This window comes from Mesorhizobium sp. J8 (genome assembly GCF_016591715.1).
In the GTDB taxonomy this organism is placed as follows: Bacteria; Pseudomonadota; Alphaproteobacteria; order Rhizobiales; family Rhizobiaceae; genus Mesorhizobium.
This window is the reverse complement of the sequence record NZ_AP024109.1, coordinates 3,839,956-3,852,263: the sequence shown is the minus strand read 5'-3', so window position 1 is coordinate 3,852,263 and position 12,308 is coordinate 3,839,956. Positions and strand designations below refer to the sequence as shown.

The following is a 12,308-nucleotide window of genomic DNA, read 5'->3' as shown; positions in this document are numbered from 1 at the left end:
CGGCCGCTCAGCTCGGCCGCACCAGCACGTGCTTCTTCTTGCCGAGCGAAAGCTTCACGACGCCTTCCGGGCCGAGGTCTTGAAGCGTGACGATGCGCCGATCGTCGGTCAGCGGCTGGTCATTGACGCGCACGGCGCCGCCCTGGATGTGCCGGCGCGCCTCGCCGTTCGAGCCGGCCAGTCCGGCGGTGACGAACAGCGCCAGGATGCCGATCCCGGCGTCGAGATCCGACTTGGCCACCTCGATGCTGGGCAACGTGTCCGCGAGCGCGCCTTCCTCGAAGGTCTTGCGCGCCGTCTCGCTTGCGGTCTCGGCCGCCTCGCGGCCGTGCAGCATGGCGGTAATCTCGGTGGCGAGGATCTTCTTCGCCTCGTTGATCTCCGAGCCGCCGAGCTTTTCGAGGCGCGCCACCTCGTCGAGCGGCAGCGTGGTGTAAAGTTTCAGGAAGCGGCCGACATCGGCGTCCTCGGTGTTGCGCCAGTACTGCCAGAACTCGTAAGGGCTGAGCATGTCGCCGTCGAGCCAGACCGCGCCCGAGGCCGACTTGCCCATCTTGGCGCCGGACGAGGTGGTAAGCAGCGGCGTGGTCATGGCGAAGAGCTGCACGCCCTCCATGCGGTGGCCGAGATCGATGCCGTTGACGATGTTACCCCACTGGTCCGAGCCGCCCATCTGCAACCGGCAGCCGACGCGCTTGTAGAGCTCGACGAAGTCGTAGGCCTGCAGGATCATGTAGTTGAATTCGAGGAAAGACAGCGATTGCTCGCGATCGAGCCTGAGCTTCACACTATCGAAAGCGAGCATGCGGTTGACGGAGAAATGTCGGCCGACGTCGCGCAGGAAGTTGACGTAGTTGATCTGCATCAGCCAGTCGGCATTGTTGACCATGACCGCGTCGCCGGGACCGCTGCCGAACTTCAGGTAAGGCGCGAAATTGCGGCGGATGCCGACGAGATTGTCCTCGATGTCCTGCGGGGTCAAAAGCTTGCGCGCCTCGTCCTTGAAAGACGGGTCGCCGATCATCGAGGTGCCGCCGCCCATCAGCGCGATCGGCCGGTGGCCCGTCCGCTGCAGCCAGTGCAGCATCATGATCTGGATCAGCGATCCGGCATGCAAGCTCTTGGCGGTTGCGTCGAAGCCGATATAGGCGCTCACCGTTTCCTTTGCGAAAAGCTGGTCGAGGGCCGATTCATCCGAAATCTGGTGGATGAAGCCGCGCTCGCTCATGATGCGCAGGAAATCGGATTTGAAGGCGGGCATTTGTTCTTCCTGGAGGTCGCCGGGCACTTGGCCGTGCTTGATATGAGGCGCGCGTTTAGCATCCAAGCGCGATCAGCAAAAGTGGTTTCCGGTTTTGCGCCCGATCGCGCTTCAACCAACAAACAAGCGATCAGCAAAAGTGGTTTCCGGTTTTGCGCCCGATCGCGCTTCAATCAACAAACAGGCGATCAGCAAAAGTGGTTTCCGGTTTTGCGTCCGGTCCCGTGCGGCACCGCTGTCCTTGCTTCACCGTTTTTGCTGGCGTAATGAAGCGCCGCGCAAAGACAGGCGCCATGCCGCGACGGGGCCATCCCGCAGTTTCAGATCGGACGAGCTCCCGCGATGAACAGGAACTACCTTTTCCTCTTTCTGTTCAGCATCGTCATGACCGTCAGCGGGTTGGCCAGCCTGCCGCCGGTCGACCGCGACGAATCCCGCTTCGTCCAGGCGACCAAGCAGATGGTCGAGACGGGCGACTATGTCGACATCCGCCTGCAGGACGTCACACGCTACAAGAAACCGATCGGCATCTACTGGCTGCAGTCCGCGGCGGTGGCGTTGAGCGGCGAGGGGGCGGCGGCGCCGATCTGGGTCTATCGCCTGGTCTCGATGCTAGGCATCGCGATCGCCGTCGTCGGGATCGGCTGGACCGGGACAAAGCTCTTCGGCGCCAATGCCGGGCTGGCCGCTGGCCTGATGATGGCGGCGATTTTCGCCACGGCCTTCGAGGGGCGCGACGCCAAAACCGATGCGATGCTTCTCGCCTGCTGCGTGATCGCGCAGGGCGCGCTGGCGCAGGTCTATTGGGCTGCGAAGCGCAACGAAGCTGTTCCTATACACTTGCCGTGGATCTTCTGGGTCGCGCAAGGCGTGGGCATCCTCATCAAGGGACCGGTTTCGCCGTTGCTGTCGCTGCTGACCGCCGCCGCGCTCTTTGCCTTCGATCGCGACTGGCGCTGGCTACTCAAGATGAAGCTGGTGCGCGGCGTCCTGATCGTGCTCGTGATCGTGCTGCCCTGGCTGATCCTTATCACCTGGAAGAGCGGCGGCGCCTTCTTCCAGGAGGCGGTCGGCAAGGACATGCTGAACAAGGTGGCGCAGGGCGAGGAATCGCACGGCCTCCCGCCCGGCTTCTATATGCTCACCTATTCGCTGTTCATGTGGCCGTTCGGGTTGATCGCGGTCGGCGCCGGGCTGCAGGCGATCAACCGGCTCCGGGACGATCCACGCCTGCGCTTCTGCCTGGCCTGGTACATCCCGTTCTGGCTGGTCTTCGAGGCGATCCCGACCAAGCTGCCGCATTACGTCATGCCGGCCTATCCGGGCATGGCGCTTTTGATCGGCTGGCTGCTCACCTTACCAGCGGACCAGGCCAACGCGCCGCTGAAGCGCTGGCAGACATGGCTGTGGTGGGCGACCGCCTTCGGCCTTGCCGTTGTGGCGATCGGCCTCGCCGTGGTCTGCGTCGGCGCGCCGCTGTATCTCGCCAAGTCCTTCTCCTGGTGGAGCGTGCCTGCGGCGATTGCCGCTCTGGTCACCGGCTACCTTGCCTTCCCAAGGCAATTGCAGGTGCCGCTTCCGCGCATCGCCGCGATCGCGGTCGGCGCGGGCATCACCTTCAGCCTGCTGTTCGGCGTCATCGCGCCGTCGCTGAAGCCGATCTGGCTGAGCCCCGCGGTCATGGCGGCCGTCGACGCCAACCGGCTGTGCGACACCACGGTGCTCGCCTCGGCGAAATTCCAGGAGCCGAGCCTGGTCTTCCTGGTCGGCACCAAGACGGTGCTTACCGATGTCGAGGGGGTGGCGCGGCACCTTCTCGACGATCCGTCCTGCGCGCTTGGGCTCGCGCCGATCAAGGACGAGCAGAAGCTCGCCGATGTCCTGACCGCCCAGGGGAAATCGGCCAAACGGCTGACCGAGATCGACGGCATCAACTATTCGTCAGGAGACAAGCTGTCGCTCGGGCTTTACCGGGTGGCGCCGTGATGAATAGCCTCGGGCGCTGAATGCCCCTATAAGCACGCGCTAAAGCCATGTCCGTCGCGCCCCTTGCCCTTTTCCGCCGCTCGCTCGGCAATTTCCGCGACACGATGTCGATCGTGAAGCGACGCTTTGCCGTGCGGCCGGGGCGCTATCCGAGAATTCTATGGAGCGTCTGGCTCATAGCCTGGGCGCTGTTCACCGTGGCGGTCTTCCTGCGCCTCGATGCCGGCGCGGGCGAGACGCGCGGCGAATGGTCGCCCGGTTTCGTGCGCTTCACCGATTTCTTCACGCAGTTCGGCCTCGGGGGCTGGTATCTCATTCCAGCGGCGCTCTGCCTCGTCGTGGCCAATCTGACGGATTGGCGCGGCCTGTCGCGGCAAGGCCGGATGATCGTCTACAATTGGACGTGCTTCGCATTCCTGGTGCTTTGCGCCGTCGGCCTGTCGGGCCTCGCGGTCAACCTTTTGAAATACGGCATCGGCCGCGCCCGGCCGCTTTATTTCAAGGATTTCGGCGTCCTGTCGCTGCATCCTTTCGCCATGGATGCGCGCTTCGCCGGCTTCCCGTCCGGCCATGCCACAACGATGGGCGCGGTCTTCGGCATCCTGCTGCTCTTGTTCCCGCGGCGCTGGACTATCGCGCTGGTGGTCACCGCCTGCATCGCCTCGACCCGCGTCTTCGTCGGCGCGCATTATCCGAGCGACACGGTCGCGGGCTTCGGCCTGGGGCTGGCGTTCGCGGTGGTCTCGGGGCTGGTGTTCGCCCGGCTCGGTTTCATCTTCGGCCAGACAAGCGCGAAACTGCCGGTGCGCAAGCGGACATTCCGGCTGGGGCCGTTCCACGCACCGAGAAGCCGGATTTCGATGGCTGGCCGGGTCGAGGGCGGCGCGATCGGCGCCGACCGAACCCAGACTCCCTAAGGCGCCTGGGCCGGCGGCCTGCCGTGCTTAGCGCAGTCGCTTCGGCCGCGGATCGGCCAACTCGCCAGCCAAGCGCCGGTCGAGATAGTCGGCGCATTCCTGGATCAGTTGCTCGGTGTCGTTGGCGAAGAAATGGTTGGCGCCGGGAAGCGTCTTCTGGGTGATGGTGATGCCCTTTTGCGTGTGCAGCTTGTCGACCAGCCCCTGCACGTCCTTGGGCGGCGCCACCTTGTCGGCATCGCCATGGATGATCAGGCCGGACGACGGACAGGGCGCCAGGAACGAGAAATCATAGGTGTTGGGCTGCGGCGCGACCGAGATGAAGCCTTCGATCTCAGGCCGGCGCATCAGAAGCTGCATGCCGATCCAGGAGCCGAAGGAATAGCCGGCGACCCAGCAGCTCTTGGAATCCGGATGCAGCGACTGCACCCAGTCGAGCGCCGCGGCCGCGTCCGACAACTCGCCGGTGCCGTGGTCGAATTCGCCCTGGCTGCGGCCGATGCCGCGGAAATTGAAGCGCAGCACGGTGAAATCGCGCTTCTGGAACATGTAGAAGAGGTCGTAGACGATCTTGTTGTTCATCGTGCCGCCGAATTGCGGGTGCGGATGCAACACGATGGCGATCGGGGCGCTCTTTTCCTTCGAGGGCTGATAGCGTCCCTCCAGGCGACCAGCCGGACCGGCGAAAATGACCTCAGGCATAAAATACTCCACGTGGCATATGAATGCGCTAGCCCGGAACTCTTCGGCCCAACTCCGCTGCGGCCCTACCTGCGGCCTTGACGCCGGGCGAGCGTCTTCCTAGAAGCTAGTTTAGAATTGTTCAAAACTGGGCAGCCGAAACTCGATGGTTTGGCCGCCCGCGCCGCAAGCCGGGTAAATAGGACGGCTTGCCTTGCAATTTCAAGGAAATAACGCGCTATCCTCGCGGGATAGTTGGCGAAAGGACGAACTGAGCGAAAATGGCCGCAACCCGCGCCTATCTCGACTACAACGCCAGCGCGCCGCTCCTTGCGGAAGCGCGCGCGGCGATGGTCGCCGCGCTCGATGCCGCCAATCCGTCATCGGTCCACACCGAAGGCCGCGCCGCACGCCGGCTGGTCGAGGACGCGCGCCGCGACGTGGCGCGGCTGGTCAACGCCCGGCCCGAGCATGTCGTCTTCACCTCCGGCGCCACCGAAGCCGCCTCGACGCTGCTTAGCCCCGACTGGCAGATGGGACGCGGGGCCATCCGCATGAGCCACCTCTATGTCTCGGCGGCCGACCATCCCTGCATCCTCAATGGTGGGCGGTTTGAGGCGGCGCAGGTGACGAGGATCGGCGTCGACCGCAACGGCATTGCCGATCTCGAGGCGCTTGCCGCCGCGCTCGCCGCGCATGACAAGGCCGCCGGCCTGCCGCTGGTGGCGATCCATGCCGCCAACAACGAGACCGGCGTCGTCCAGCCGGTCGGTCGCGTGGCCGAAATCGTGAAGGCGGCCGGCGGGGTGCTGGTCGTCGACGCCGTGCAGGCCGCCGGACGGATTCCGCTCGATATCTCAGGGTCTTATGCCGACTACCTGATCCTGTCCTCGCACAAGATCGGTGGACCCAAGGGTGTCGGCGCGATCGTTGCCGCGTCCGACCTGATGATGCCGCGACCGCTGGTCAATGGCGGGGGCCAGGAGAAGGGCCACCGCGCCGGCACGGAAAACGTCGCCGGGATCGCCGGTTTCGGCGCCGCGGCGCGGGCAGCGCTTGCGGGTCTTGCCGAGATGGAGGCCGTCGCTCGGCGCCGCGACGAGGCCGAGGCGATCGTGACGGAGCTGGCGCCCGACGCGGAAATTTTCGGAAATGCCGCTCCAAGGCTTGCCAACACGACATTCTTCGCTATTCCCGGCATCAAGGCCGAGACGGCGCAGATCGCTTTCGATCTCGCCGGCGTCGCGCTGTCGGCGGGCTCGGCCTGCTCGTCGGGAAAGGTCGGCCCCAGCCATGTGCTGAAGGCCATGGGCCATGGCGACAGTCTGGGCGCCTTGCGCGTGTCGATCGGCGGCGCGACCGGCGCCGAGGACATCGCGGCGTTCAGAAAGGCGCTGGCCGGCATCGTCGCCCGCCGCGCGGGCAAGGAAGAAGCCGCCTGACGGCGGCGAAGACGAGTTCAGGCCTTATGGCCTGGTAGAGCCGTGCGTTTTGTCCTGGCCGGGTGAATTTCCGGCGGACACGCACTATATGGAGCTTACTCCGCTGCGCAGCCCCGCCGGGATGCGATTCCAGCGGTGCCATAGTTTGAAAACTGCCGGGCCTTGACCCCGGCGAGGATGGAGAACGCTTATGCCTGCTGTGCAGGAGACGATCGATCGAGTCCGAAAGATCGACGTCGACCAGTATAAATACGGTTTTCAGACAGAGATCGAGATGGACAAGGCCCCCAAGGGCCTGAGCGAGGACATCATCCGTCTGATCTCCGAGAAGAAGGGCGAGCCGGACTGGATGCTGGAATGGCGTCTGGGCGCCTATCGCCGCTGGCTGACGCTGGAAGAACCGACCTGGGCGCGCGTCCACTATCCGAAGATCGACTTCCAGGACATCCACTACTACGCCGCGCCGAAGAGCACGCCGGGGCCGAAGTCGCTGAGCGAGGTCGATCCTGAGCTGCTCAAGGTCTACGAAAAGCTCGGCATTCCGCTCAAGGAGCAGGAAATCCTGGCCGGCGTGCAGAAGCCCGCGGTCGCCAACGAGGAAGCGGAGATAGGCGACAACGTCTACAAGTCCGGCCGCGTCGCGGTCGACGCGGTGTTCGATTCCGTCTCGGTGGTCACCACCTTCAAGGAAGAGCTCGCCAAGGCGGGCGTCATCTTCTGCTCGATCTCGGAAGCGATCCGCGAGCATCCGGAGCTGGTGCAGAAATATCTGGGCTCGGTCGTGCCGACCACGGACAATTTCTACGCGACGCTGAATTCCGCCGTGTTCACCGACGGTTCGTTCGTCTTCGTGCCCAAGGGCGTTCGCTGCCCGATGGAGCTGTCGACCTATTTCCGTATCAACGAGAAGAATACCGGCCAGTTCGAGCGCACGCTGATCATCGCCGAGGAGGGGGCTTATGTCTCCTATCTCGAAGGCTGCACGGCGCCGCAGCGCGACGAGAACCAGCTGCATGCCGCCGTGGTCGAACTGATCGCGCTCGACGATGCCGAGATCAAATATTCGACGGTGCAGAACTGGTACCCCGGCGACGCCGAGGGCAAGGGCGGCATCTACAATTTCGTCACCAAGCGCGGCGACTGCCGCGGCGACCGCTCGAAGATCTCGTGGACGCAGGTCGAGACCGGCTCGGCCATTACCTGGAAATATCCGAGCTGCATCCTGCGCGGCGACGATTCCTCGGGCGAGTTCTATTCGATCGCGGTCTCGAACGGCTACCAGCAGGTCGATAGCGGCACCAAGATGATCCATCTCGGCAAGAACACGTCGAGCCGCATCATCTCCAAGGGCATCGCCGCCGGTTTTTCGCAGAACACCTATCGCGGCCAGGTCTCGGCGCATCGCAAGGCGACCAACGCGCGCAACTTCACCAATTGCGACTCGCTCTTGATCGGCGACCAGTGCGGCGCGCACACCGTGCCTTACATGGAAGCCAAGAACGCGACGGCGAAGTTCGAGCACGAGGCGACGACCTCGAAGATCTCCGAGGACCAGAAGTTCTACGTCATGCAGCGCGGCATTCCGGAAGAAGAAGCGATCGCGCTGATCGTCAACGGCTTCGTCAAGGACGTCATCCAGCAGCTGCCGATGGAGTTCGCCGTCGAGGCGCAGAAGCTGATCGGCATCAGCCTTGAGGGTTCGGTCGGCTGACCGCAAAAGTTATTCAGGAAGAAACTATGCTTGAGATCAAGAATTTGCATGCCCGCATCGTCGATGACGGCACCGAAATCATCCGTGGGCTGAACCTGACGGTGAAAGCCGGCGAGGTCGCCGCCATCATGGGGCCGAACGGTTCGGGCAAGTCGACGCTTTCCTATATCCTCGCCGGCCGCGAGGACTATGAGGTCACCGAGGGCGACATCCTCTATAACGGCCAGTCGATCCTCGAAATGGATCCGGCCGAGCGCGCCACCGCCGGCATCTTCCTCGCCTTCCAGTATCCGATGGAGATACCGGGCGTGGCGACCATGGAATTCCTGAAGGTGGCGATGAACGAGCAGCGCAAGGCGCGCGGCGAGGAGCCGCTGAAGGTGCCGGAATTCCTGAAGCGCGTGAAGGAAGCGGCGGCTTCGCTCAGCATGGACATGAACATGCTGAAGCGCCCGCTCAATGTCGGCTTCTCCGGCGGCGAGAAGAAGCGCGCCGAGATCCTGCAGATGAAGCTACTCGAGCCGAAACTCTGCGTGCTCGACGAGACCGATTCCGGCCTCGATATCGACGCGCTGAAGATCGTCTCGGACGGCGTCAACGCGCTGCGTTCGCCGGACCGCGCCATCGTCGTCATCACCCATTATCAGCGCCTGCTTGAGCACATCGTGCCGGACTCGGTGCACGTGCTCTACAAGGGACAGGTCATCAAGTCGGGCGACAAGTCGCTGGCGCTCGATCTCGAGGCCAACGGCTATGCCGGCGTGATCGGGCAAGCCGCGTGAGATGGGTGCGGTCGAGGCAAGAACGATGAACATGCACGCACAGCCCCAGCGGACACTGGCCGAGACGGCGCTGATCGATGCCTTCGGCGAACGGCTGTCGCTGCTGCCGGGCGACGGCGCGGTAATGGTCAAGCGCGACGATGCGATCGAGGCGATCAAGCACGGCCTGCCGACGCGGCGAGTCGAATCCTGGCATTATACGGACCTGCGCCGGCTGCTGACCAAGGTGCCGGCTTTCGAGGCTGGAGCCGTGGCCAAGGCGCTGGCGCCGATCCTTGAAGGCTCGGCGGTGCTGCCGGTGCTCAACGGCGTTTCCAACACCAAGACGCCGGAGATCGAAGGGGTTACCGTGCAGCGTCTGTCGGAGAAGCTTACCGACGGCAGCGTCGCGCCGGGGCTCGACCCTTACGGCGCCGACGACGCGATCGGCGCGCTGAACACGGCCTTTGTCGCCGACGGCTACTTCGTCGACATTGCCGACGGCGCCGAGCTGGAAAAGCCGGTCGAATTGCAGAACCTGCAGGCCGGCGGCCAGTCGCATGTGCGGCTGTTGGCGCGTGTCGGGGCCGGCGCCAAGGCGGTCGTCGTCGAGCGCCAGACCGGCGAGGCAAGCGAAGACGGCGAGGCGCTCGTCTCTTCGGTCAGCCAGCTCGTGGTCGGCGACGGCGCGGAAGTGACCTGGCTGATCGTGCAGGAACAGCCGGAGACAGTCACGCATCTCGCCCAATTCAAGGCGCATATCGGCAAGGACGCCAAGCTGACGCTGTTCGTGATGAATGCCGGCGGCAGGCTCGTTCGCCAGGAGGTCGTCGTCAGGACGACGGGCGAGGGCGCCGATTTCAAACTGCGCGGCATCAACCTTCTCGCCGGCGACACGCATACCGACACCACCATGGTGCTCGACCACGCCGTGCCGCATACGACCTCCACAGAAGTGATGCGCAACGTCGTGACCGGGAAGGCGCGCGGCGTCTTCCAGGGCCGCATCAACGTGCATCAATACGCGCAGAAGACCAACGCCAAGATGGCCTGCAACACGCTGCTTCTGTCGGACGACGGCGAGTTCTCGACCAAGCCGGAGCTGGAGATCTTCGCCGACGACGTGGTCTGCGGCCATGGCGCTACCGTCACCGAGATCGACCACAACCATCTGTTCTATCTGATGGCGCGCGGCATCGACGAGAAGAGCGCGCGGGGCCTTCTGGTGAAGGCTTTCGTCGCCGAAGTGATCGAGGAACTGGACGACGAGGCGCTGGTCGAAGCGCTCGAAGAGCGGCTCGACGGCTGGTTTTCGACGCACGGATAAGCGCCTTCCTTCTCCCCGTTCACGGGGAGAAGGTGGCCCGAAGGGCCGGATGAGGGGTGCGTGACAGAGTGAGGCGCTGCCTCGGAAGAGCTTGTGATGGACCAGAAGATCGAAACCACTCCCTATGACGTCGAGGCGATACGCCGCGACTTCCCGATCCTGTCGCGCCAGGTCTACGGCAAGCCGCTGGTCTATCTCGACAATGGCGCCTCGGCGCAGAAGCCGCAGGTGGTGCTCGACACCATCCAGCACGCCTATAGCCAAGAATACGCCAACGTCCATCGCGGCCTGCATTTCCTGTCGAATGCGGCGACCGACGCCTATGAGAACGCCCGCAAGTCGGTGCAGCGGTTTTTGAACGCGCCGAGCGCGGACAACATCGTCTTCACCTCCAACACCACCTCAGCGATCAACACGGTCGCCTATGGCTGGGGCATGCCGAGGATCGGCGAGGGCGACGAGATCGTGCTTTCGATCATGGAGCACCATTCCAACATCGTGCCGTGGCATTTCATCCGCGAGCGGCAGGGCGCCAAGCTGGTCTGGGTGCCGGTCGACGATCTCGGCGCCTTCCGTATCGAGGAATTCGAGAAGCGGCTGACCGACCGTACCAAGCTCGTCGCCATCACCCAGATGTCCAATGCGCTGGGCACGGTGACGCCGATCAAGGAGATCGTGCGCATCGCGCATGCGCGTGGAATTCCTGTCTTGGTGGACGGCAGCCAGAGCGCCGTCCACATGCCCATCGACGTGCAGGACCTCGACTGCGATTTCTTCGTCTTCACCGGACACAAGGTCTACGGCCCCTCGGGCATCGGCGTGCTCTACGGCAAGAAGGACAGGCTGGAAGACATGCGGCCCTTCATGGGCGGCGGCGAGATGATCGAGGAGGTGACGGAGGACGTCGTCACCTATAACGAGCCGCCGCACCGCTTCGAGGCCGGCACGCCGCCGATCGTGCAGGCGATCGGCCTCGGCGCGGCGCTCGACTATATGGAAAAGGTCGGCCGCGAGCGCATCGCGGCGCACGAGGCGGATCTCAAGACCTACGCGCATGAGCGGCTCAGGGCCATCAATTCGCTGCGCATCTTCGGCGACGCGCCGGGCAAGGGCGCCATCATCTCGTTTGAACTGCAAGGTATACACGCGCATGACGTGTCGATGGTGATCGACCGGCAAGGTGTCGCCGTCCGCGCCGGCACCCATTGCGCCCAGCCGCTGTTGAAACGTTTCGGCGTCACCTCCACATGCAGGGCATCGTTCGGCATGTATAATACCAGGGCCGAAGTCGACGCTTTGGCCGAGGCGCTGGAAAAGGCGCGAAAGTTCTTCGGGTGATGATCATGGACGATGTGAGCGCGACCGCAGAGACTGTTCCGGAAACGGCCGGCAACGGCATCGTCTCGGCCTCGGCTATTCCCGCCGATGAGCTGGCGCGGCTGACCGACGACATCGTGTCGGCGCTGAAGACGGTCTACGACCCGGAAATCCCGGCCGACATCTACGAGCTCGGCCTCGTCTACAAGATCGACATCGAGGACGACCGCTCGGTCAAGATCGACATGACGCTGACCGCGCCGGGCTGCCCGGTTGCGGGCGAGATGCCCGGCTGGGTCGAGAATGCTGTGGGCGCCGTCGAGGGCGTGTCCGGCGTCGAGGTCAACATGGTGTTCGACCCGCCATGGACGCCCGACCGCATGTCGGAAGAGGCGCAGGTCGCGGTCGGGTGGTACTAAGCAAGCACAGGCTGGCGCACTTGCACCGGTGGTAAAACTTCACCATTTTAGGTGAGAATCATTCGGCAGGCCTTGAACCTGCATGGAATGGAGAAGGAAAATATGGGACGCTTCGCCGTCATCACGATGACCGAAAAAGCCGCCGACCGCGTGCGCGAGATCGTGGCCGCGCGCGACAACGCGCATGGCATCCGCCTCGGCATCAAGAAGGGCGGTTGCGCCGGCATGGAGTACACCATCGATCTGGTGACCGAGCCGAACCCCAAGGACGACCATATCGAGCGGGACGGCGCGCATGTCTATGTCGCGCCGGAAGCCGCGCTCTTCCTGTTCGGCACCGAGATGGATTTCGAGCAGACGACGCTGCGCACCGGCTTCACCTTCAAGAACCCGAACCAGAGCTCGGCCTGCGGCTGCGGCGAATCCGTCGAGTTGAAGCCGGCCGATCTCAAGGCGCTTGCCGAGGCGCGCGCCTCGGCCTGACCA

General features: G+C 64.1%; 12 protein-coding genes. 10 read left to right on the top strand and 2 right to left on the bottom strand.

The window, feature by feature from the left end; translation table 11 throughout:
- Window positions 1-7 precede the first annotated feature (7 nt).
- A complete protein-coding gene (tyrS, locus tag MJ8_RS18530) occupies window positions 8-1,261 on the bottom strand; it encodes a tyrosine--tRNA ligase (RefSeq protein WP_201410250.1) in 1,254 nt (417 codons plus the stop codon).
- On the opposite strand from tyrS, the gene MJ8_RS18525 reads away from it, so the two are divergent.
- From MJ8_RS18525 to MJ8_RS18515, 3 genes are all read left to right on the top strand, one after another.
- The gene (locus MJ8_RS18525; RefSeq protein WP_201410249.1) at window positions 1,262-1,528 is read left to right on the top strand and encodes a hypothetical protein; all 267 of its coding nucleotides are present in this window, start codon (window positions 1,262-1,264) and stop codon (window positions 1,526-1,528) included. It begins immediately after the preceding gene.
- A 75-nt stretch (window positions 1,529-1,603) separates the two neighbouring features.
- A complete protein-coding gene (locus MJ8_RS18520; protein ID WP_201410248.1) occupies window positions 1,604-3,247 on the top strand; it encodes an ArnT family glycosyltransferase in 1,644 nt (547 codons plus the stop codon).
- Between the two features lie 47 nt (window positions 3,248-3,294).
- A complete protein-coding gene (locus MJ8_RS18515) occupies window positions 3,295-4,164 on the top strand; it encodes a phosphatase PAP2 family protein (protein WP_201410247.1) in 870 nt (289 codons plus the stop codon).
- 27 nt (window positions 4,165-4,191) lie between these two features.
- Here MJ8_RS18515 and MJ8_RS18510 read toward each other — a convergent pair whose 3' ends face one another.
- Window positions 4,192-4,866, bottom strand: coding sequence for an alpha/beta hydrolase (locus tag MJ8_RS18510; protein WP_040981311.1), 675 nt, complete (start codon window positions 4,864-4,866; stop codon window positions 4,192-4,194).
- 260 nt (window positions 4,867-5,126) lie between these two features.
- On the opposite strand from MJ8_RS18510, the gene MJ8_RS18505 reads away from it, so the two are divergent.
- The 7 genes from MJ8_RS18505 (at window position 5,127) to sufA (ending at window position 12,305) form a co-directional block, all read left to right on the top strand.
- Window positions 5,127-6,287, top strand: coding sequence for a cysteine desulfurase family protein (locus MJ8_RS18505; RefSeq protein ID WP_201410246.1), 1,161 nt, complete (start codon window positions 5,127-5,129; stop codon window positions 6,285-6,287).
- A gap of 190 nt (window positions 6,288-6,477) precedes the next feature.
- Window positions 6,478-7,998, top strand: a complete 1,521-nt coding sequence (gene sufB, locus MJ8_RS18500) for a Fe-S cluster assembly protein SufB (protein ID WP_201410245.1) — start codon at window positions 6,478-6,480, stop codon at window positions 7,996-7,998.
- A 26-nt stretch (window positions 7,999-8,024) separates the two neighbouring features.
- Window positions 8,025-8,780: a Fe-S cluster assembly ATPase SufC gene (sufC, locus tag MJ8_RS18495; protein ID WP_041007078.1), complete on the top strand. Its 756-nt coding sequence runs from the start codon at window positions 8,025-8,027 to the stop codon at window positions 8,778-8,780.
- Window positions 8,781-8,805: 25 nt separating this feature from the next.
- A complete protein-coding gene (gene sufD, locus MJ8_RS18490; protein ID WP_201410244.1) occupies window positions 8,806-10,086 on the top strand; it encodes a Fe-S cluster assembly protein SufD in 1,281 nt (426 codons plus the stop codon).
- A gap of 96 nt (window positions 10,087-10,182) precedes the next feature.
- Complete coding sequence (locus MJ8_RS18485; RefSeq protein WP_201410243.1) at window positions 10,183-11,424, top strand: cysteine desulfurase; 1,242 nt, start codon at window positions 10,183-10,185, stop codon at window positions 11,422-11,424.
- A 5-nt stretch (window positions 11,425-11,429) separates the two neighbouring features.
- The gene (locus MJ8_RS18480; protein ID WP_112127821.1) at window positions 11,430-11,822 is read left to right on the top strand and encodes an SUF system Fe-S cluster assembly protein; all 393 of its coding nucleotides are present in this window, start codon (window positions 11,430-11,432) and stop codon (window positions 11,820-11,822) included.
- 102 nt (window positions 11,823-11,924) lie between these two features.
- Window positions 11,925-12,305: a Fe-S cluster assembly scaffold SufA gene (sufA, locus tag MJ8_RS18475; RefSeq protein WP_201410242.1), complete on the top strand. Its 381-nt coding sequence runs from the start codon at window positions 11,925-11,927 to the stop codon at window positions 12,303-12,305.
- The last annotated feature ends 3 nt before the right edge of the window (window positions 12,306-12,308 follow it).